Annotated in this window: 17 protein-coding genes; 4 read left to right on the forward strand and 13 right to left on the reverse strand. The window is 53.0% G+C overall.

Annotated features, from left to right (window positions below):
• Position 1: 1 nt before the first annotated feature.
• The 4 genes from BUB06_RS00785 to yebS form a co-directional block, all read right to left on the reverse strand.
• On the reverse strand, positions 2-193 hold the full coding sequence (locus BUB06_RS00785) for a YdfD/YebW family protein (RefSeq protein WP_039472847.1): 192 nt from the start codon (positions 191-193) through the stop codon (positions 2-4).
• A 122-nt stretch (positions 194-315) separates the two neighbouring features.
• Positions 316-1770 (reverse strand): 16S rRNA (cytosine(1407)-C(5))-methyltransferase RsmF, encoded by a 1455-nt coding sequence (gene rsmF, locus BUB06_RS00790; RefSeq protein ID WP_039472849.1) that lies wholly within the window; start codon positions 1768-1770, stop codon positions 316-318.
• 144 nt (positions 1771-1914) lie between these two features.
• Positions 1915-4554, reverse strand: coding sequence for a PqiB family protein (locus BUB06_RS00795; protein WP_039472851.1), 2640 nt, complete (start codon positions 4552-4554; stop codon positions 1915-1917).
• A gap of 2 nt (positions 4555-4556) precedes the next feature.
• On the reverse strand, positions 4557-5837 hold the full coding sequence (yebS, locus tag BUB06_RS00800) for a membrane integrity lipid transport subunit YebS (protein ID WP_039472853.1): 1281 nt from the start codon (positions 5835-5837) through the stop codon (positions 4557-4559).
• A gap of 281 nt (positions 5838-6118) precedes the next feature.
• Between yebS and BUB06_RS00805 the strand changes: the two genes are divergently transcribed.
• The 3 genes from BUB06_RS00805 to prc all read left to right on the forward strand — a co-directional run bounded on the left by BUB06_RS00805 (position 6119) and on the right by prc (position 9503).
• Positions 6119-6625 (forward strand): GAF domain-containing protein, encoded by a 507-nt coding sequence (locus BUB06_RS00805; protein WP_010302619.1) that lies wholly within the window; start codon positions 6119-6121, stop codon positions 6623-6625.
• 84 nt (positions 6626-6709) lie between these two features.
• A complete protein-coding gene (gene proQ / locus BUB06_RS00810; RefSeq protein ID WP_010302617.1) occupies positions 6710-7468 on the forward strand; it encodes an RNA chaperone ProQ in 759 nt (252 codons plus the stop codon).
• Between the two features lie 19 nt (positions 7469-7487).
• Positions 7488-9503, forward strand: a complete 2016-nt coding sequence (gene prc, locus BUB06_RS00815) for a carboxy terminal-processing peptidase (RefSeq protein WP_039472856.1) — start codon at positions 7488-7490, stop codon at positions 9501-9503.
• 163 nt (positions 9504-9666) lie between these two features.
• On the opposite strand, the gene BUB06_RS00820 is transcribed toward prc, so the two are convergent.
• The 6 genes from BUB06_RS00820 to potA form a co-directional block, all read right to left on the reverse strand.
• Positions 9667-10533 (reverse strand): helix-turn-helix transcriptional regulator, encoded by an 867-nt coding sequence (locus BUB06_RS00820; protein ID WP_039472858.1) that lies wholly within the window; start codon positions 10531-10533, stop codon positions 9667-9669.
• Positions 10534-10577: 44 nt separating this feature from the next.
• Positions 10578-11210 (reverse strand): YbhB/YbcL family Raf kinase inhibitor-like protein, encoded by a 633-nt coding sequence (locus BUB06_RS00825; RefSeq protein WP_080726785.1) that lies wholly within the window; start codon positions 11208-11210, stop codon positions 10578-10580.
• A gap of 211 nt (positions 11211-11421) precedes the next feature.
• Positions 11422-12465, reverse strand: coding sequence for a spermidine/putrescine ABC transporter substrate-binding protein PotD (potD, locus tag BUB06_RS00830; protein WP_010302610.1), 1044 nt, complete (start codon positions 12463-12465; stop codon positions 11422-11424).
• 234 nt (positions 12466-12699) lie between these two features.
• On the reverse strand, positions 12700-13476 hold the full coding sequence (potC, locus tag BUB06_RS00840; protein WP_039472861.1) for a spermidine/putrescine ABC transporter permease PotC: 777 nt from the start codon (positions 13474-13476) through the stop codon (positions 12700-12702).
• Positions 13473-14333, reverse strand: a complete 861-nt coding sequence (gene potB / locus BUB06_RS00845) for a spermidine/putrescine ABC transporter permease PotB (RefSeq protein WP_039472864.1) — start codon at positions 14331-14333, stop codon at positions 13473-13475. Before potB ends, potC begins: the two co-directional genes overlap by 4 nt.
• Entirely contained in the window at positions 14317-15432 is a 1116-nt protein-coding gene (potA, locus tag BUB06_RS00850) for a spermidine/putrescine ABC transporter ATP-binding protein PotA (protein WP_010309752.1), read from the reverse strand. The genes potB and potA overlap by 17 nt, the downstream gene beginning before the upstream one ends.
• A 370-nt stretch (positions 15433-15802) precedes the next feature.
• On the opposite strand from potA, the gene pepT reads away from it, so the two are divergent.
• Positions 15803-17035 carry a peptidase T gene (pepT, locus tag BUB06_RS00855; protein WP_039472867.1) on the forward strand — a complete coding sequence of 411 codons (1233 nt, stop codon included), beginning with the start codon at positions 15803-15805 and terminating at the stop codon, positions 17033-17035.
• Positions 17036-17110: 75 nt separating this feature from the next.
• Here the strand turns inward: pepT and BUB06_RS00860 are convergent, their stop codons facing one another.
• The 3 genes from BUB06_RS00860 to phoP all read right to left on the reverse strand — a co-directional run bounded on the left by BUB06_RS00860 (position 17111) and on the right by phoP (position 20510).
• Positions 17111-18232, reverse strand: a complete 1122-nt coding sequence (locus BUB06_RS00860; protein ID WP_039472870.1) for a ribosomal protein uL16 3-hydroxylase — start codon at positions 18230-18232, stop codon at positions 17111-17113.
• 137 nt (positions 18233-18369) lie between these two features.
• The gene (phoQ, locus tag BUB06_RS00865; RefSeq protein ID WP_039472873.1) at positions 18370-19824 is read right to left on the reverse strand and encodes a two-component system sensor histidine kinase PhoQ; all 1455 of its coding nucleotides are present in this window, start codon (positions 19822-19824) and stop codon (positions 18370-18372) included.
• Positions 19821-20510 (reverse strand): two-component system response regulator PhoP, encoded by a 690-nt coding sequence (gene phoP, locus BUB06_RS00870; protein ID WP_039472876.1) that lies wholly within the window; start codon positions 20508-20510, stop codon positions 19821-19823. Before phoP ends, phoQ begins: the two co-directional genes overlap by 4 nt.
• Positions 20511-20558 lie beyond the last annotated feature (48 nt).

A 20558-nucleotide genomic window follows, 5' to 3' on the forward strand; every position in this document is an offset into this window, starting at 1 on the left:
ACTAAAAATCAGCGTACTCCTGGGCGGGGATCCAGAAGCCATCAATATACTCTTCAATGGGGAAGCAACCCGCGCGGCGCAGGCGTTGTTCATCCATCGCTTGCAGACATTGCGCTTCGGTGTTGTAGGCACCGATGACCAAATCGTCACAGCCATGCCCGAGATAACAAACAAATATCACTAACGCAAACATGTCGCTCTCCAGACATTACCGAGTTTCTTCTGTCAGGATAATTGTAGATGAAAATCAGTGAGGAAAGGGAGAATGGGTGGTTCATCAGGTGGTTTTATCGCCACCTGATGCAGAAACCGCATTTATTCTTTAGAAAGAGGCTGGGCGGAGGCTGCGCCATCTCGCACTAAGTCGCGCGGCAGGCTGTTTTTTATCCGGCTGCTGATGCGTTTTGCCAGACCGACAGGCGTATTCTGGTAAGTTAAAATCAGCTCATCCGCAGCAGGAAGCGGTTCCGGATAGCTGTCTTTCCCCTGAAACCACTCGCAGGCGATGCGATCGGCCAGCGCGTAGGCATTCTTCGCGTTCGGATCGGCCAGCGCGACAATCGCTTCATGCTGCCAGCGGAAACCTTTAGGGAAGCGTTCAGCAAGCTTAATACCAATTCGTGAGAATTTGATATTGCCAAAAGCGGAAGTCAGCGCCGCAGGGAAGAGCCAGATTTCGCTATCACGCTGCCACAGTTGAAGTAACGCCTCATCCCAATGAATCCCCTGTTTACCTGCTGCCTGTGCGAGTAACGCAGACTCTTTGGGGGCAACCGGAGAAAACGGAAATTTACCGACTTTATAACTCGGACGCGGCAGGGGCGGCACGCTGGCGGTTTTCCGTAAGCGGGCAACAAAGAAGCCTTCGCTGTCATAAATCTGTGGGAAGACGTGCAGGAAGCCTTCTTCGGTTGTAGCGCGTTCGGCGTCGGTGAAGAGATCGTGTAACGATTCAAATTCGCACGCATCAGGAAACTGCGCCTGTAGCCAATGGCAGACCTGCTGGTTTTCGTGCCGATTCAGCGTACAGGTAGAGTAAATCATCACGCCGCCGGGCTTCAGAGCATGAAACGCGCTCATAATCAGGTCGCGCTGTGTGGCGGCAATATCGGTAATGCTTTCTTGCGACCAGTGGCTCATCGCCGCCGGATCCTTACGCACCACGCCTTCACCCGAACATGGGGCATCCAGCAGAATCGCATCAAAATACTCCGGCAGTGCCGCGCCGAAAACCCGCCCGTCGAAGTGTGTAATCGCGGTATTGCTGACGCCGCAGCGGCTGATGTTGGCATGCAACACTTTTACCCGGCTGGCTGAATACTCATTGGCGATGATAGCCCCTTCATTATTCAGTCTCGCCGCAATCTGCGTTGTCTTGGAGCCCGGCGCAGCCGCGACGTCCAAAACCGTTTCAAGCGCATCGTTACGATGGAACAGGGCGCTGACGGGCAGCATGGAGCTGGCTTCCTGAATATAAAACAGCCCACTCAGGTGTTCGAGCGTATTGCCTAGCCGCGTGTTTTCTTCTTCTGCATTCAGCAGCCAGAAACCTTCCTGACACCAGGGAATCGGCTCAAGCTGCCAGCCATAGGGTTGCACAAGCTGAAGAAAGGCATCGACGCTGATTTTTAACGTATTCACGCGGATGCTCCGACGCAGCGGACGCTGGCAGGCGGCAATAAAATCCTCCATCGAAAGCGATGAAGGCATGATGTCCCGCATTGTGTCGAGAAATTCAGCAGGCAGGTTGGCTGGGGTAAATTTTGCCACGGCGTGGTTCCGTACAGGTTATTCAGTAAAACGAGGGGAAGAAGCGGCGAAGTGTAGCACGGATCCTTCATACATCATGTGAAAACGGCAAAGCGACGCGTGAAAACGACAGGGCAACGATCGCTGCCCTGTCCGGTGGTGAGGTTAATTATTCGGTGTCGGAATCGCCGTACCCCATTGCCGCCACTCTTTGGGCTCTTCGTTCCTCAGCAGGAAATGTTTTCCTTCCTGTGCTTTGGGGGCGAGCGGCGTGCTGGGTGGCGTGGCAAACGCGATACCGCCGCGAATGAACTGCTGGAAGGTTCCGCTCTTGATGACGCCCCCCGTCAGGCCGAATTCCAGGTTGTAACCCGAAGCCAGCCAGAAGACGGAATTGTCGCGTACCAGATGCTGATAGCGTTTGCTGATGCGCAGCGACACGGCGATACGATCCGAAAGCGTGCCCAGAGACAGTCCGGTTACCGTACCGACTTCAATGCCGCGGAACAGCACTGGCGTACCGACCTGCAATGCGCCTGCTTCTGGCGCATCAACGCTGATATTCAAGCCGTCCTGATAGCGAGAGTCGGAGATAGTGGCCTGTTGCAGCTCAAAATTGCGCGTTACGCTGCCGTTACCCGGCTCGACGTTGATATAAGGCTGGAATAGCGTTTCCAGATGATTCACACCAGCGGCGGAAATTTCTGGCGTAACGACGGAAAAACGTGTCCCGGAGCGAGCGAAATTACGCACATATTCAGGGTAGAGTACGGCCTGCACCAGCACTTCGTTACGCTGATCGGACAACTTCAGCGAATCCAACTGACCGATATCGATTCCCAGATAGCGGATCGGCATGCCCGGCGCGAGTTTGCTGGCATCGTAGGTGCGCAGAATGATGCGGCTCCCCACAGCGCGCGCCGCCGTTTCGTTGTTGTAGAGGACGCGTTTACCGCCTTTAATTTCCGGTGCACCTTCCAGATTATCAAAACTGATCGCACCTTTAAGCGCTCGGTTCAGCGGGGAGGCTTGCACGGTCAGGCCCGACGTATTCAACTGCACACGAGCCCCGCCTTCTGCCCAGAACACGCTGTTTTCCGTCAGCAGTTTGCGGTGTTCAGGGCGAATATAAACTTCAACTTCAAAAGTATCCGCCTTTGGCCGCACCCGCATGATTTCGCCGACCTGGAACTTACGGTACAGCACGATGGATCCATCCTGAATATCCGGCAGGCTGTCGGTCACTAAGGTGAGAGTCGGAGAAGGCGTGGCACCGCGAATGCCTTCCTCGGCTTTTTCGAGATCGCTGAACAGCGGATAGCGCGCCTGAACGTCACCTTTGCTGCCCGGTAAAACCTGAATACCGCCGCTGACCCATTCTTGCGCGCTGGCACCCAGCACTTGAATCCCATCTAGCCCCATCTTCACATTCACACGGCTGTTAACGATGAATTTGCTGTCGCGGTGTAATAGCTGGCGATATCGTGGCTCGATCACCAAAAGGAAGCTGACACCTTGTTCGTCCAGCGTGCGCTTCACGACCTGACCGACCTGCACGCCGTGCAACAGCACGGGTTGACCGCTATCAATGCCATAGCTTTGTGCGGCCGTGAGCTGAATAGAAAGCGCGCCGGGCTGAGCGAGCTGCTGCTGTCCGCTATCCAGCACGTCAAAATGCTGGCGTGGTTCGCCTTCACCGGGGATGAGCGTCAGCGTTGGGCCGCTCAGCAGACGTGAAACATTCAGGTCGCTGAGAGAAAGCTGAGGTTTACTGAGTTCGATACGCGTACCTTCCCGCATCAGCGAAACCACGGAAGGATCGATGATGAGCTCCCCGCTGACCTTGCCGTCGTCCGGATTCAACGTAATTTTACTTAGCGTGCCGACTTCCAGCCCCTGATACATCAGCGGGGTGCGGCCTTCGGATAGGCTGTCGCCAGAAGGTAAGTCCAGCGTAATTTTCACACCGCGCTGGCTTTGTGCCAGATCGGGGTAGAGGCGGTAGGATTGCTCGGCACTGGCATCCTCGCTCTCTTCCGGCGAATCGAACGCGATCGCACCGTTAACCAACGCCGCCAGATTTTCCATCTCAATTTTTGCGCCGCTGACGCTGATGTCGGCATTAAAGCCGGACACATTCCAGAAGCGGCTGTTCTTCTTCACCAGATGGGTAAAGCGGCGTTCCACCAGCACGTCAATCATCACACCGCGGCGATCCTGAGAAACCGTGTAATCGTAGACTTTCCCTACCGGAATTTTACGGTAATAAACCAGTGAGCCGGTATTCAGTGAACCCAGATCGTCCGCATGGAGATGAATCAGCAGTTCCCCGGTATTCACGCGGTATTTGGGTTGTGTATCCAGTGCAGAAAAGTGCTCTTGCGGCTCGCCAGAACCGGGCATCATCCCGATGTAATTACCGCCCACCAGCGCATCCAGCCCTGAAACCCCAGCGAGAGACGCCTTCGGGGTCACCAGCCAGAACTGTGTGCCGCTGCGTAACGCTTCCTTCATATCGCTTTTGATACTGGTTTCGACCTGTATGGTGCGCAGATCTTCACTCAGCTTGATATTTTGCACGGTACCGACTTCAACGCCCTGATAGCGCACGGGCGTACGCCCGGCGACAATGCCGTCAGCGGAGACAAAATCGATGGTGACCGTGGTGCCGCGCTCCTGCTGATTGGTGTAAATCAGCCAGCCAGCAATCATCAACGCAATCAGCGGCAGTAGCCAAAAGGGCGACAGGCGGCGTTTGTTCTTCACGGTAGCTTCAGTTGGTGTCCCAGGCGTATTATCTTGCATTGTTATTCCACATCAGTGTTATCCCACATCAGTCGGCTATCCAGCCATTCAACGGCAAGGATAGTGAGAATCACCGCCGCGCCAAAGTAAAAAGCAGCAGGCCCCATGGTGAAAGCGAGTAATTGATCGCGGTTGACGAGCGACATCGTCAGAGCAATCACGAATAAATCGAGCATGGACCAGCGGCCGATCCAACGGATAACGCGCAGCATCTTCATGCGCATCATTATGTTGCCTTCCGATCGGAGATGGATACTCACCAGCAGCCCGAACAGCACAATAACCTTAGTAAACGGCACCAGAATACTGGCGATAAAGACCACCAGCGCGATCGGAACATTGCCTGAGGCAAGCGAAAGAATACCGGAAAAAATCGTGTCCTCCGTACGCGCACCGTTGACATAAATAATCGATATGGGCAACAGGTTAGCGGGGAACAGTAAAACGATAGAAGCAATGAGCGCTGCCCAGGATTTTTGCAGGCTTTGCCGCTGACGCAAGCGAAGAGGAATATGGCAACGGGGGCAGCGCCCCCGGTTGTCGGGTGAACTGGTGAAATGGCAGGAAAGGCAGATTCGGTAGCGATCCGGCGAAATCAACGGTCTCATGCGCGGATAAAACCGCTGCCAAAGCTGGTCGGTATTTAAGTGAATCAGCGTCAACAGGCTTAAGATCATCAGCGCCAGAAAGGCGACCAGCCCGATTCCCGCCTGAACATCCGCGAATTCACGGACTTTGATTGCGGCAACGGCCATGCCGACCAGATAGATATCCAACATCATCCACTCTTTTAGCCGTTCTAGCATGAGCAGGATGGGGCGAAGGTTCATCCCGATTCGGGGAGCAAAAAACAGGTAGAGCAGAGAAAAAACCAGCGTCAGCGGTGCGCCAACGGTACAGAAGGCGACCATGCTTGCCGTGAGCGGATGCCCTTGACGGGTGATTTGCCAAATGCCTTCAAACAGGCTGGCATTGATGGTGACGCCCAGCAATCGAATACTGATCAACGGTTCAGTGAAGGCAAACGGCATCAGTACCAGCATGGCGACGGCCATCGCAGCCAGCCGAGAAATATTCCAATCTCGGCCTGAACTGACTTTGGCATCGCAGCGTGGACAATTCGCCGTCTGGGTTCGCTTCAACGGCGGCAGCGCAAAAAAGGCATCGCATTCCGGGCAGCGATGATAGCGATCGACCGCAGGTACGGCACTTTTCGATCCCCCGGTTAACGGCGGCCGGGGAGAAGGAAACGGCGCAGGGCTGGCTATACTCTGTATTTTCATCTTTCCTGCGATCCGATAGAAAGTGTTAGTCTACGATGGATAACGTATTCACAGCTATTCAGTGTAACTGAAGGCTAACTGAATGATAAATTCATAAAAGGATATGATCTCTGACCGATATTATTTTACAGGTGGAAATAGCACGATATGCACGACAGCGGTACAGTAAAGCGGATGATTCTTCGCGCGAAGGCGCTAATCTTATGGCATTCTGTAACCGATGCTAATGCAGTTTGTGCGGGAATGGTTCGCACTGTTTTGAAAAGACAACGATATATTTTATGAATAAACAAGAATTTTATCAGGATCTCATCCGCGACATGTCATCGCTTATCGCGGATGAAAACCGTTTTATTACGATTTTATCAAACAGTAGTGCGCTGCTGTTTGAGCGTTTGGATGGGGTTAACTGGGCAGGGTTTTACCTGTTGGATAACGACACGCTTTTCCTGGGACCGTTTCAGGGCAAGGTTGCTTGTGTGCGTATTCCGGTTGGCAAAGGTGTATGCGGTACGGCAATAGCTGAAAATCGCATTCAACGTGTGGATGATGTCCATGCGTTCCCTGGTCATATCGCCTGTGATGCCGCGAGTAATGCTGAAATTGTGCTACCGCTTGTCGTTAACGGGCAACCGATTGGCGTTCTGGATATTGACAGTACCCTTTATCAGCGTTTTGACGCAGATGATGAAGAAGGGCTGAAGGCCGTGGTGAGCGTACTTTGTGCTCAACTGGAAGCGAGCGATGTGATGACATTCATCAATTCTCTCACGTTGAGACAAGGTTAACGTGGCAATTGCCGATGGCGTCATTATAATGACGCCTGTTCATGCCTGCGCCGGTTGGCAAACCCGTTGTAATCAGGAAATTTCATGGAAAATCAACCTAAGTTGAACAGTAGTAAAGAAGTCATTGCCTTTTTGGCAGAGCGATTCCCGCTTTGTTTCACCACTGAAGGTGAAACTCGTCCGTTAAAGATCGGTATTTTTCAGGATCTTGTTGAGCGTGTGCCGGAGTCCGATAACGTCAGTAAGACGCAATTACGCTCTGCGCTGCGTCTTTACACCTCAAGCTGGCGGTATCTGTACGGTGTAAAATTGGGTGCCCAACGTGTGGATCTGGATGGTAACCCATGCGGTGAGTTGGAACAGCAGCATGTCGATCATGCTCGTAAGCAGTTGGAAGAAGCTAAAGCACGAGTTCAGGCTCAGCGTGCTGAGCAACAGGCGAAAAAACGTGAAGCGGCCGGAGAATCGGCAGAAGCGGCGCGTACCCCTCGTCCCGCTCAGAAACGTGCGCCGCGCCGTGATGCTTCAAACAATGCATCCCAAAACCGTGGATCCCAAAACAGCGCATCACGTAAACCACGTCAGCCTTCTTCCGGCCAATCGCAGTCCTCTTCTCAGCAATCCGCTAATGCTCAATCTCGTCAGGCAAAGCCTGCCAGCAATGAGCCTCAACGGGTAGCGGTTACGGATGTTTCCAAACTGCAAATCGGTCAGGAAATCAAAGTCAGAGCCGGCAAAGACGCCATGGATGCCACCGTGCTTGAAATTGCCAAAGGCGAAGTCAGAGTACAATTGGCTTCTGGACTGGCAATGATTGTACGCGCAGAACACTTGCAGTTCTGATACGGAGGCCAACCTGGGCATGAACAACTTAGTCAAAATAACCGCCATCGCAGGCTTACTGCTGGCGGGCTCTAGTTTTGCAAATGAAAACATGACGCGTGTTGAACAGATTCCTCAGCTACATCAGGAACCTCAACATGCTACCGTTAGCGACAGGGTGGCCTCACGTTTCCTGCGTTCGCACTATCGCCAGTTTATGCTGGATGCGCAGTTCTCTGAGAAAATTTTTAACCGCTACCTCAATATGCTGGACTACAGTCACAACGTGCTGTTGGCCTCTGATGTGGCACAATTTTCCGGGCAAAAAGCCCAGTTGGGCGACGCGCTGAAATCCGGTCAACTGGATGTTCCGTACGCGTTGTACAATCTGGCGCAGAAGCGTCGGTTTGAGCGTTTTCAATATGCACTGTCGCTGCTGGATAAACCGGTCGATCTGACGGGCAATGAGACGTTTGAACTCGATCGCAGCAAAGCCCCTTGGCCGCAGAACGTGGGTGAACTTAACCGCCTGTGGGATGCCAAGGTAAAATATGACTGGCTCAGCCTGAAGCTGACCGGTAAAGATGATAAAGACATCAAAGAGACGCTGACCAAGCGTTACCAATTTGCGATTCGTCGTCTGGCGCAGAGCAACAGCGAAGATGTTTTCCAACTCGTCATGAACGCCTTTGCGCGTGAAATTGACCCGCACACCAGCTACCTGTCACCGCGTAACACCGAGCAATTCAATACCGAAATGAGCCTGTCGCTCGAAGGGATTGGTGCGGTGCTGCAGATGGATGACGACTACACCATGATCAATTCCATGGTGCCCGGTGGTCCGGCAGCGAAAAGCAAAAACATTACCGTCGGTGACCGCGTGGTTGGCGTAGGCCAAAACGGCAAGCCGATGGTGGATGTTATCGGCTGGCGTCTGGATGATGTTGTTGCGCTGATTAAAGGGCCGAAAGGCAGTAAGGTGCGTCTGGAAATCCTGCCTGCGGGCAAGGGGACGAAAACCCGCATTGTCACGCTGACGCGTGAACGCATTCGCCTTGAAGACCGCGCGGTTAAAATGTCCGTCAAGACGGTCGGCAAGGATAAAGTCGGCGTGCTGGATATCCCCGGTTTCTATGTCGGCCTGACGGATGACGTGAAAGTTCAGCTTCAGAAGCTGGAAAAACAGAACGTCAGCAGCATTGTGATTGACTTACGGACTAACGGCGGCGGCGCGCTGACGGAAGCAGTAGGGCTTTCTGGTCTGTTTATCCCCGGCGGCCCTGTGGTTCAGGTGCGTGATAACAATGGCAAAGTGCGCGAAGACAGCGACACCGACGGCATTGTCTATTACAAAGGCCCGCTGGTGGTGCTGGTAGACCGCTTCAGTGCTTCCGCTTCTGAGATCTTCGCGGCGGCAATGCAGGATTATGGCCGCGCTTTAATCGTGGGTGAGCCGACGTTTGGTAAAGGCACCGTGCAGCAGTATCGCTCGCTGAATCGGATTTACGATCAGATGCTGCGTCCTGACTGGCCAGCGCTGGGTTCCGTGCAATATACGATTCAGAAATTCTATCGCATTGACGGCGGCAGCACGCAGATGAAAGGTGTGACGCCTGACGTGATGATGCCAACCGGCACGGAAACGGTAGATACCGGTGAGAAGTTTGAAGACAACGCGCTACCGTGGGACAGCATCAAAGCGGCCAACTACACGAAGAGCGGCGATCTGAAGGCACTGATTAGCAAACTGAATGAACATCATCAGGAGCGTATCGCTAAAGATCCTGAGTTCCAGTATGTGGCGCAAGATATTGCCCGCTACAACGCGCTGAAGGATAAGCGCAATCTCGTGTCGCTCAATCTGGCCCAGCGCGAGAAAGAGAATGACGATGATGAAGCGATGCGTCTGAAGCGGATTAACGATCGACTGGCGAGAGAAGGTAAAAAACCGCTCAAATCGCTGGAAGATCTGCCGAAAGACTATCAGGCACCCGATCCTTATCTGGATGAAACGGTGAAAATCGCTAACGATTTGGCGCAGGAAGAGAAAGAGTAAAGCGTAAAAAGTAATACGTTAAAATCGTTCTGATCATCTGAGATCATCAAGCGCCTTGTGGGTTTATCCAACAGGGCGCTTTTTTTTTGAACCTGATCGTTGTTTTTGACGATGGTTGTTGTTGAGTGTTACAGGATGACCGCGCTGTACCGTCAATGACGGATTAACGAATCTTGGTTGGCGAACAGCCAAAACGATTTTTAAACCGTTCGGAAAAACGCGCTGAGGATTTATACCCACAGGCTTCGGCCAGACGTTGCATACTCCATGATGTCGTCTGTACCAGCATCATCGCGTGTTGCATGCGCGTCTCCAGCAACAGCACTTCAAAGCGTGTCTGCTCGGCGGATAACCTCCGGCGCAGCGTGGCTTCGCTCATCGCCAGTCGTCGCCCCGCAGACTGCGCGGTCCAGTGGCGCTCCGGCTCTTCGCTGATAAGCGTACGTAGCTGAGCGGTAACGCCGGGCTGTGGCGGTACGCCAAAGCGGTATCCCCGTTCCGACAGCACAAGCAGCATATCCATCAGCCGCAGTTCGAGACGTGATGCATTGAGCTTGTTGCTCGTTATTCCTTCAACCAGATGTTGTAATGTGCTGATAAGATCGTCATCCAGCGCGAGAGTAGTGAAGGGGCGCGGAGGATAAGTCGGAACGCATTCATCAGGATAGCGATGATAAAAACGCGCCAAAAGCGTGGGCGAAAATGTCAGAAAGATTGACCGGAAAGCGGAGTCGTGACCACCGGGCATTTTCGTCAAATCGGCACTTGCGTCAGGTGTAATCAGGCAGAGCTGAGACGATGTGTCGATAACCGTCGCTGTATCCTGCTCAAGAATGGTTAATTGGCCAGAGAGAACCAGCAGGAGCGTGGCCTCATAGAAATGGAAACACGTTGTCTGCTGCGGTGTACGCAAGTGGGGCTGAGCGAGTGCGCACAGGCCATACCGTTGCAGCGGCTGGCCTGATGGCAATCGCCAGTCCGCCTCTGCAATGAGAGACGGAGAAGCGGGGCGTAAAGCGGTCACGCTCATAGCCAGCCATTCTTATAACAAGTCATTATCATAACTTATTGTTATCACAACAATGCGGGATTCAGCGTATACAGCCCGGTGAGTGTCGCTTCTGCCAATACTGGCGCGCTAGCCAGCGCAGCGCGGACATTCGCTCCATTAAGCTCACCTTCTATTGCTAAAACAGGCGTCGCGATAGCGTAGAGAGTGAAGATGTAATGGTGGACGATCGCATCGTTCCACGGTGGGCAAGGGCCATCATAACCATAGTAGGTGCCATTCATCTGCTCATCGCTGGCGAACCAGGCGGTGTAATCGTTGACGCCGTGTCGGATCCCTGTCGGTGCATCCGGGCCTGCTTTACCACGTGGCGTGATGCCAGTGGAATGAGAGGCGGCAGGAATTTCATTGACGCTGGCTGGAATATCGAGCAATAGCCAATGGTAGAAATCGACACGCGGTAGAGAAGCGCTCACCTCGCGGCCTTCCTGATTCACATCGTCACCCCGGCTGGGGACATCCGGATCGTGGCAGATCAATACGAAAGACTGTGTCCCTTCGGGCGCGCCGTGCCAGGCAAGGTGGGGATTGTGGTTAGAAGACAGCGCAATGTGGCTAGTTGCGTCCGGTACAGCAAAGGCAAATTCGCCCGGGATAGTTTCGCCGTCCTGAAAACTGTGGCTGGAGAGTTGCAGCATGGTGGTACTCCTTATCGTGATTCCGGTGGGTGTGGAATCATTATAGAAGAAGCCGAACATAATTATTTTCCTAATACCGTCAGGATAATGCTTTTGGCTGTCAATTTGAGGGCTTGAGATATTATTGCTCGCTAATCGATATGAAAAAAACGGCTTCCGATAAGGGAAGCCGCCGTGACTTAGCCGATCTGCATCGCGATAGCGTGCGCGATTAACGACCCGCTTTTAGCTGCTGGAAGTAGGTTTCATACAGCGTGCTGGCGCTGCCGACGTCGTTCTGCCATTCGCCTTTCGCGATGGTTTCATCATCCGGGTACAGTGTTTTGTCCCCTGAAACCTCCGGTGGCAGTAATTTTTTCGCTGCCAGATTCGGCGTCGGGTAGCCGATAGTTTCCGCGACCTGTGCTGCTACTTCCGGGCGCAGCAGGAAGTCGATCAGCTTCATTGCGCCGTCAACGTTTTTGGCGTTGGCCGGAATCGCCAGACTGTCCATCCAGAAGATACCGCCTTCTTTGGGCCAAATGACATCCAGCGGTGTACCTGCCTGACGTGCCACGTAGGCAGAACCGTTCCACACCATACCCAAATTGACTTCACCTTCGATGAACGGGTTGCCGGGGTTGTCTGAGTTGAACGTCAGCACGTTCGGCATCAGGGCTTGCAGCTCTTTATAGGCCGCCTCAATCTCTTTAGGGTCAGTGGTATTCGCGGAGTAACCCAGTTTACGCAGGGCGATTTGGAACACCTCACGCGCGTCGTCCGTCAGCAGCAGGCTGTTTTTGTACTTGGTATCCCACAGATCGGCCCAACGGGTGACGCTGGCAGGGTCAATCATTTCATGATTAATACCAATCGCCGTTGCGCCCCAAATATAGGGAATGGAGTAGTCGTTATTTGGGTCGAAGGATTTGTGCAACAGATTCGGATCGAGATTATGGAAATTGCTGAGCTTGCTGGTATCAATCTTTTGCAGCATGCCTTCTTTGCTCATCTTAGAGATGAAATAAGTCGAAGGCACGACTAAATCGTAAGCGCCATCCTTATAGGTCTTCAGCTTGGCATACATACTCTCGTTGGATTCATAGGTGGAGTAAATCACCTTGATGCCCGTTTCTTTAGTGAACTGTTCCAACAGGCCCGGCGGCACATATTCGGTCCAGTTATAGAAATAGAGCGTTTTGCTGTCGTCGGCATTGGCGGTGCTGATGCCAAACGCCATTGCGCAGGCTGCCAGTAGGTGTGGCCACTTTTTCATTATGTTTACCTCCTTACGAGTCCCAAAGGAAATACCCGCCTGGAACCTATCCCATTAGGCTATTTTGTTTGCCATTTTGAACCAGGGCAGTGCTCGAAATCCTCACGTACTACGTGTACGCTCCGGTTTCTGTGCGCTGTCCGTGTCCAAACTGGCTGCACCAATAACGCCTACTGGAATAGGTCCTTACAAGCAGATATGAAAATAACAGTATTCATCGTGCTTACCGCAACCTTATTTTCCGGTGCGGTCGCGTAAAATCAGCTGGCTACTGAGCACCAGCACGAGCGATAGAATCAGCAAAATCGTTGCCAGCGCGTTGACTTCAGGGGAGACGCCGACCTTCACCATCGAGTAAATCTTCAACGGTAGAATCTCATACGCGGGCCCGGTGACAAACGAGGACACCACCACGTCATCCATCGACAGCGTAAAGCTGAGCAGCCAACTGGCGGCTACTGCCGGCATAGCTAGCGGTAGAATGATTTTGCGCAGAATAATCACTTCGCTAGCACCCAAATCGCGCGCGGCTTCCAGCATCCGCACGTCAAAGCCTTTCAGGCGCGAATAGACGGTCACCACCACAAACGGCAGGCAGAACGTGATGTGGGAAAACAGCAGCGACCAGAATCCAAGCGATATGCCCAGCAGCATGAAGAGCACCAGCAGTGAAATCGCCATCACGATATCCGGCGACATCATCACCACGAACAGCATGCCGCCGACAAAAGGTTTGCCGCGAAAGCGGTAGCGATACAGCGCGACGGCCGTCAGGGAGCCAATCATCGTGGCGAACGTCGCGGAAAAAACGGCCATCGTCAGTGAGTGTTGCGCGGCCTGGAGCAGGCTGTCGTTGTTTATCAGCAGCCGATACCAGTCTAGTGTAAATCCCTGCCAGTTGATGCCGAAACGCGCTTGGTTAAACGAGTTCACGATCAGAATAACGATCGGGATGTACAGGTAAGCGTAAATGATGGACATAAATCCACCGCGGATTAAGCGTCCGGTCATTCCAGCTCTCCTTTTTTATTCAGCAGGCGGGCTGTGCGGTAGTAGATAAAGAGCAGCACGCCCATGACCAGCGTAAGGCAGATGCTGGTGGCGGCACCAAACGGCCAGTCGCGGATATTGAGGAACTGGCTTTTAATAATGTTACCGATCAGCAAATTCTTGGCACCGCCCATCAGATCGGCAACAAAGAACAAGCCCATGGCAGGCAGCAGCACCAGCAGGCAGCCGGCGATAATCCCCGGCATGGTCAGCGGGATGACGACGCGAATGAAGGTTTGCCACTTATTGGCACCCAGATCGCGGGCGGCTTCAAGGTAGGATTTATCGAGTTTTTCAATGCTGGAGTAGAGCGGTAGCACCATGAACGGCAGCAGGATGTAAATCAGACCGAGAATCACCGCTTCAGAGGTATACATAATCCGCAGCGGCGTATCGATAAGACCCGTCCAGAGCAGAAACTCATTCAGATGTCCGCGTGTACTCAGAAAGATTTTCAGGCCGTAAATACGGATCAGCGAGTTGGTCCAAAAGGGCACAATCAGCAGAAACAGCATCAGCGGCTGAATTTTTTTCGGTAAACGCGCCAGAATAAAGGCAAACGGATAGCCCAGCAGCAGACAGCAGAGCGTGGCGATAACGGCCATGTTCAGCGAATGCAGCAGCACAGAGGCATAAAGCGGATCGGCCAGTCGCGTATAGTTTTCCAGCGTAAAGACCAGGCTGACGAAATGGGTGTCATCGCGCGTCAGGAAACTGGTTCCGATGATCATCAGGTTGGGCAGGAAAACAAACAGCACCAGCCAGGCCACGATGAGTGTGATAATGATGTTTTGAAAGCGTTTACGCGACTTCTTCATCGTGCAGGACTACCTCCCAACTTTCCACCCAGGTGACGTCTACTTTCTGGTTGAGTGAATGGTCGAAGTCGGGATCGTCTTCGTTAAAGAACTCGCTGACCATGACCATCTTGCCGTTTTCCAGCTCAATGTTGGATTCCAGCGTCATGCCTTTATAGTTACGCTCGCGCACATAGCCAACCATACCTTCCGCCTGCATGCCGTCGCCAAGCTCTTCGACGCGTAAATCTTCCGGTCGTAGCAGTACGTTGAGGTGTTGGCCGACGTTGACCGGAAAGCTGACGGTGATAACGCAGTCGTGGCCTTCGACCTGAGCGCGTACCCGCTGTTCGTTCAACAATTCCAGCACCACAGCATCAAAGATATTGATTTCACCGATAAAGCTAGCGACGAACAGATTTTTTGGCTCTTCGTAGATTTCACGCGGCGTGCCGTCTTGCTCGATGCGTCCATCGCGCATTACCACGATGCGATCGGACATGGTCAGCGCTTCTTCCTGATCGTGCGTGACGAAAATAAAGGTGATACCCAGCTTACGTTGCAGCGCCTTCAGTTCGTTCTGCATCTGCTTACGCAGTTTATAGTCGAGCGCGGACAGGGATTCATCCAGCAGCAGAACCTTCGGCTGATTGACGACGGCGCGGGCGATGGCAACGCGCTGTTGCTGGCCACCAGACAACTGGTGCGGGCGACGCTGCGCCAGCTCTTCCAGTTGCACCATTTTCAGCGCCTCAATCACGCGCGGCGCAATCTCTGCGGCGGGTGTTTTCTGCATGCGCAGGCCGAATGCCACGTTCTCAAACACGCTGAGATGAGGAAACAGGGCGTAACTTTGAAATACGGTATTCACGTGTCGCTGTTCAGCAGGCTGGTGGGTAATGTCCTGCTTTTCCAGCATGACGTTGCCGCTATCGACCGTTTCCAGACCGGCAATCAAACGCAGTACAGTGGTTTTGCCGCAGCCGGATGGCCCGAGGATCGTCAGAAACTCACCGTTATTAATGGTGAGATTAAAATGTGAAATGATGTCTTTGCCATCAAAGCCTTTATGGACGTTGAGCAATTCAACGACCGGCACAGTCAGGGAGTTTTCTTTCATTAAGGTATAGCTCTATGTCCTGATTTGGCCGATCAACGGTATCTCCGTTGCGATCGTACCAAGGGTTATCACCTTTCAGCCAGCGTGCGCAGTTAAGGGCGGCATTTTACGGGAAACGCTGCCTGACGCCAACTTGTGTGGCCCCACTTCTGCCAATGGATGTGTGAATGGTGACAATTCAGTCAATGAATTCGCGCACATGTTTCCTGATTGTTACCTGATTTAGAGGTTCTTCGTGACACGGTCGCTGCTTTTTGGCCTGAATTCTGGTCTGGCAGTTTGTTAAATCGGGAAAAAACTGACCTGACGCAATATCTACCGGGGTAGCCCTATCCATAATGCCTTTCAGGGTTCAGGGGGCATAAATAAGATGGATAAATTACTCGACAGATTTTTGAATTACGTTTCATTTGATACGCAGTCTAAATCCGGCGTTCGGCAGGTGCCGAGCACCGACGGTCAGTTGAAACTGGCGCGTGCGTTGCAGCAGGAACTGCTCGAACTGGGATTTGAGCAAGTTGCGCTGAGCAAGCAGGGCTGCTTGATGGCGACGCTTCCGGCAAACGTTGCCTGGCCCGTTCCGGCCATCGGTTTTATTTCACATATGGATACGTCACCGGATTTTAGCGGCAAGAATGTTAATCCGCAGATTCTGGAAAACTACCGCGGCGGCGATATTGCCTTGGGCGTGGGGGATGAAGTGCTGTCACCCGTGATGTTCCCGGTGTTACACCAGCTACTGGGGCACACGCTGATTACCACAGACGGCAAAACGCTGCTGGGAGCGGATGATAAGGCGGGAATCGCGGAAATTATGACCGCGCTGGTGCGTTTGAAGAAAAGCCAGCTCCCGCACGGCGATATTCGCGTTGCCTTTACGCCTGATGAAGAAATTGGCAAGGGCGCTCAGTTTTTTGATGTCAACGCGTTTAACGCACAGTGGGCCTATACCGTGGACGGCGGCGGTGTTGGCGAACTGGAGTATGAGAATTTTAATGCCGCATCGGTTCAGGTGAAAATCGTGGGCAATAACGTGCATCCCGGTAGCGCCAAAGGCGTGATGGTGAACGCGCTGACGCTGGCCTCGCGCTATCACCAACATGTGCCGGAGAGTCAATCACCGGAGCAGACGGACGGCTATCAGGGGTTCTACCACCTTCACAGCATGAAAGGCTCTGTGGAACGCGCAGATTTGCATTACATCGTCCGGGATTTTGACCGCAACGGCTTTGAACAGCGTAAACAGACGATGCTGGATATTGCGGAAAAAGTCGGCGCGGGGCTGCACCCAGATTGCTATATTGAAGTCACGATTACCGATACCTATTACAACATGCGTGAGCAGGTTGAGCAGCATCCGCACATTATTGCGTTGGCGCAGCAAGCGATGCGGGATTGTGACATTGAGCCGAATATGAAGCCGATTCGCGGCGGCACCGACGGCGCACACCTGTCATTTCAAGGGCTACCGTGCCCAAATCTGTTTACCGGCGGCTACAACTATCATGGCAAACACGAATTTGTCACGTTGGAAGGCATGGAAAAGGCGGTGTCTGTGATTATGCGCATTGCTGAACTGACGGCGCTGCGCGCGAAGCCGTAAGAGTTTCCATTTTGCAGAGACGAATAAGGCGGGATATTCCCGCCTTATCTTTGTAACCAGTATTCAAGATGGGTCTTAATCCGCAAAGTACCAGTAACCGCTGTTAATCAGCACAGTAAGCTGCGCGAGGAAAGAGGGGTCTTCCAGCGCATCGCCCAGCTGTTCTGCATCAATAGCAGGATGCTCAGCCAGCGCAAACAGCGCCGCTTTGTGCGTGCTATTCACTTTTTCCCCGTTAACGAAGCAGCTATCTCCAACGCAGATGACACGCAGGCCACCTAAACGACGCAGTGGTTCACCCTGTTGCAGATATTCATACACTTCGCCTGCCTGATAAGGCGGCTCCGGCGGTGAGAGATCGAGCTCGTGACGGGACTGGGAAATAAATTCGCCAAACCAGTTCTGGAAATGCTCCGGCTGCTGCACCAAATCCAACATCATTTTTTGCAGCGCATCCAGCTCTTGCGGCAGTACGCTGGCGATATGATCGCGGGATGGCACATCAGGATCGCTGTAGCGATAGCTGCCGAGTTCACGGGAAAGCACATAATCCGCAAAGCCGCTCACCAACTCGCGAGCATTCGGCGCTCGGAAACCTACCGAGTAGTTCAGCGAGTTCTCCAGCGAATAGCCTTCGTGCGGGAAACCCGGTGGAATATAGACGATATCGCCCGGCTCCAGCTCTTCATCAATAATGGCGTCAAACGGATCGACCTGAAGCAGATCGGGATGCGGACAGTGCTGCTTCATCGGTATTTTTTCACCGACGCGCCAGCGGCGACGCCCCGTTCCCTGAATGATGAACACATCATACTGATCCAGATGCGGCCCTACGCCACCGCCGGGAACGGAAAAAGAAATCATCAAATCATCGGTACGCCAGTCCGGCAGTTGTCGAAAGGGCAGCATCAAGGCAGAAGAGGGCTCATGCCAGTGATCGACGGCCTGCACTAACAGCGACCAGTTGCTTTCCCCCAGATGATCGTAGCTCTCGAAAGGACCGTGGCTTACCTGCCAGCGTCCGTTCTGATGGCTGACCAGACGGCTATCAACCTCATTTTCCAACGCCAGCCCGGCGAGTTCGTCGGGTGAAATCGGGTCGATAAAATGCGTGAAACCGCCTTTAATCAGGAGCGGACGTTTTTGCCAGTAGTTCGCTAAAAAATCCTGCCAGTCGAGATTGAGCTGATAGTCCATACTGTTTTCCAGAAACGTGTTTTTTTGAGGAAATGACTGTTCTTGAAGATATGATTTTTCTTGAAATAATCAGTATTTTAAAACAATCAGTATTTTGGCGATAAGTATAGCGGAAGCATCGCGCGCTGTACTGCCTTTCATCCCTCATTCTGGCTCAGGTTCTGGCGGGAGAAAATAGCTTCGACTCGGGCACCGCCCAGTGCGCTGTCGCTGATGAGTATCTCACCCTGATATTGTTCGATAATTTCGACGGCAACGGCAAGGCCGATACCTTGTCCGGGGCGCATACGGTCGGCGCGTTGCCCACGCAGGAAGATCATTTCGCGCTTGCTTTCGTGGATGCCGGGGCCATCGTCATCGATAATCAGATGCAGTTTGTGATCGGAGTATTGCACGCTAATTTCGACAAATTCCAGGCAGTACTTGCAGGCGTTATCAAGAATATTGCCCATAACTTCCATAAAGTCATTCTTCTCGCCCACGAAGGTCAGTTCTGGCGGAATATCGAGCGTCAACACTACGCCCTTGCGCTGATACACCTTATTTAATGCAGAACACAGGCCATCCAGCAGCGCTGGAACCGAGTGTACTTCGCGTATCAGCAGATTATGTTCGGAGCGTACGCTGGCGCGATGTAGGTAATAGCCAATCTGCTGCGAGATGCGGCTGATCTGCGACAGCATAATAGGCTCGGCCTGATCGATAGTGATCTCTTTACCGGTTCGCAGCGCACGTAACGTGGTCTGCAAAACCGCCAGTGGCGTTTTTAAACTGTGGGTGAGATCGGTGAGCGTTGTGCGGTACTTATGGTAGCGCTGGCGTTCGTTATTCAGCAAGATATTCAGGTTTTTTACCAGACTGAACAATTCGCGCGGCGGATTTTCATCCAGTTGATCGCGCGTCCCTTTTTCCAGCTCGGCGATCTGTTTTACCAGATGCTGAATAGGACGTAGGCTCCAGTGAGCGCCCAGCCACAGCAGGGGAAGCACCAGCAGAAGGTTGGCGATCAACACATAGCTGAACCATTCCCACACCACATCTTCCTGTTGCAGTTCCTGCGGGATGCGGTCAACCACGACAATGGTGATGGAAGGGAGATGCTCGGTCTTCGGGTAAACGTTCACGGCGATAGAATGCGTTAACGCATTGCTATGCGCACCGTTCAGCGCCCGCAGGCTGCTAAGCAGTAAGGTATTGCCCGTTAATACCGCGCTGCTGGTATCGGTATCGGTATCCAACTCGTGATAGGCCGTCTTATTCAGCCATTCCGGCTTGATTAGCGCTTCCAACTCGGGAACGTGTTTTTCGCGCCAGAGCACGTTGCCATTCTCATCGTATATCAACACCAGCGTGGGGAAATTGATGTCAACGTCGGGTGGTGTGACGATATTCAGTTGGTTATCGCGCCACTGCGCAAGGCTGTAGTAGAGGTTACTTTCGCCGCGCAGCAAGCGGAATGAGGTTTTATCAAAGTTGACGCTGTAACCGATAATGGCGACGACGCCATAGGCGAGCGACAGCGCCAGTACGATGGCCGCTGTCGCGAGTAAAAAACGAATACGAAGCGAGAAGGGCAGCTTCTTATCGCTCATGCTGAGCCTGAGGGTGTATCAATATCAAAGCGATATCCTTGTCCGCGCACGGTAGTGATCACATCCGGGGCTTCTGCCTGCTGAATTTTCTTACGTAATCGCCCCATCAACACGTCGATGGTGTGGCTTTCCCGCAGTTCTGCATCGGGGTACAACTGCAACATCAGCGACTCTTTGCTGACGACTTTGCCTTTATTGCGAATCAACGTCTCGATAATCGTGTATTCAAACGCGGTGAGTTTGATTGGACCGCCGTGGATTACCAGCTCGCGGCGCGATAAGTCGATCTCAAAGGGCGGCAGGCTGATGACTTGCGATGCCAGCCCGCTGTTACGCCGCATCAGTGCCTGCAGGCGCGCCACGACTTCTTCCATATGGAAGGGCTTGGTCACGTAATCGTCCGCTCCCGCTTCCAGCACCGCAACTTTGTCCTGCCAGCCTTCACGGGCGGTCAGCACCAGAATTGGGAGCTTGACCTGATGGGCGCGCCAGCGGCGGATCATGCTCATGCCGTCTTCATCGGGTAGCCCGAGGTCGACAATGGCGATATCCGGCATATTTTCATGCAGAAAATAATCCGCTTCTTTGGCGTCAGACGCCGAGTCAACCTGATGCCCCATTTCGTTCATCTGAACGGTTAAATGGTGGCGCAATAATACATTATCTTCAACGACCAGAATTCGCATCGCTATATCCTCTGTCGAATAGAAATGGCCATGTTTATCGAAATACTG

The sequence above is a fragment of the Pectobacterium carotovorum genome, from assembly GCF_900129615.1.
In the GTDB taxonomy this organism is placed as follows: Bacteria; Pseudomonadota; Gammaproteobacteria; order Enterobacterales; family Enterobacteriaceae; genus Pectobacterium; species Pectobacterium carotovorum.

What these genes read in the sequence shown, in the direction of transcription:
- BUB06_RS00785 (WP_039472847.1), bottom strand. Translation starts at nt 193, where the DNA reads ATGTTTGCGTTAGTGATATTTGTTTGTTATCTCGGGCATGGCTGTGAC.
- BUB06_RS00795 (WP_039472851.1), bottom strand. Translation starts at nt 4,554, where the DNA reads ATGCAAGATAATACGCCTGGGACACCAACTGAAGCTACCGTGAAGAAC.
- yebS (WP_039472853.1), bottom strand. Translation starts at nt 5,837, where the DNA reads ATGAAAATACAGAGTATAGCCAGCCCTGCGCCGTTTCCTTCTCCCCGG.
- BUB06_RS00805 (WP_010302619.1), top strand. Translation starts at nt 6,119, where the DNA reads ATGAATAAACAAGAATTTTATCAGGATCTCATCCGCGACATGTCATCG.
- proQ (WP_010302617.1), top strand. Translation starts at nt 6,710, where the DNA reads ATGGAAAATCAACCTAAGTTGAACAGTAGTAAAGAAGTCATTGCCTTT.
- prc (WP_039472856.1), top strand. Translation starts at nt 7,488, where the DNA reads ATGAACAACTTAGTCAAAATAACCGCCATCGCAGGCTTACTGCTGGCG.
- BUB06_RS00820 (WP_039472858.1), bottom strand. Translation starts at nt 10,533, where the DNA reads ATGAGCGTGACCGCTTTACGCCCCGCTTCTCCGTCTCTCATTGCAGAG.
- BUB06_RS00825 (WP_080726785.1), bottom strand. Translation starts at nt 11,210, where the DNA reads ATGCTGCAACTCTCCAGCCACAGTTTTCAGGACGGCGAAACTATCCCG.
- potD (WP_010302610.1), bottom strand. Translation starts at nt 12,465, where the DNA reads ATGAAAAAGTGGCCACACCTACTGGCAGCCTGCGCAATGGCGTTTGGC.
- potC (WP_039472861.1), bottom strand. Translation starts at nt 13,476, where the DNA reads ATGACCGGACGCTTAATCCGCGGTGGATTTATGTCCATCATTTACGCT.
- potB (WP_039472864.1), bottom strand. Translation starts at nt 14,333, where the DNA reads ATGAAGAAGTCGCGTAAACGCTTTCAAAACATCATTATCACACTCATC.
- potA (WP_010309752.1), bottom strand. Translation starts at nt 15,432, where the DNA reads ATGAAAGAAAACTCCCTGACTGTGCCGGTCGTTGAATTGCTCAACGTC.
- pepT (WP_039472867.1), top strand. Translation starts at nt 15,803, where the DNA reads ATGGATAAATTACTCGACAGATTTTTGAATTACGTTTCATTTGATACG.
- BUB06_RS00860 (WP_039472870.1), bottom strand. Translation starts at nt 18,232, where the DNA reads ATGGACTATCAGCTCAATCTCGACTGGCAGGATTTTTTAGCGAACTAC.
- phoQ (WP_039472873.1), bottom strand. Translation starts at nt 19,824, where the DNA reads ATGAGCGATAAGAAGCTGCCCTTCTCGCTTCGTATTCGTTTTTTACTC.
- phoP (WP_039472876.1), bottom strand. Translation starts at nt 20,510, where the DNA reads ATGCGAATTCTGGTCGTTGAAGATAATGTATTATTGCGCCACCATTTA.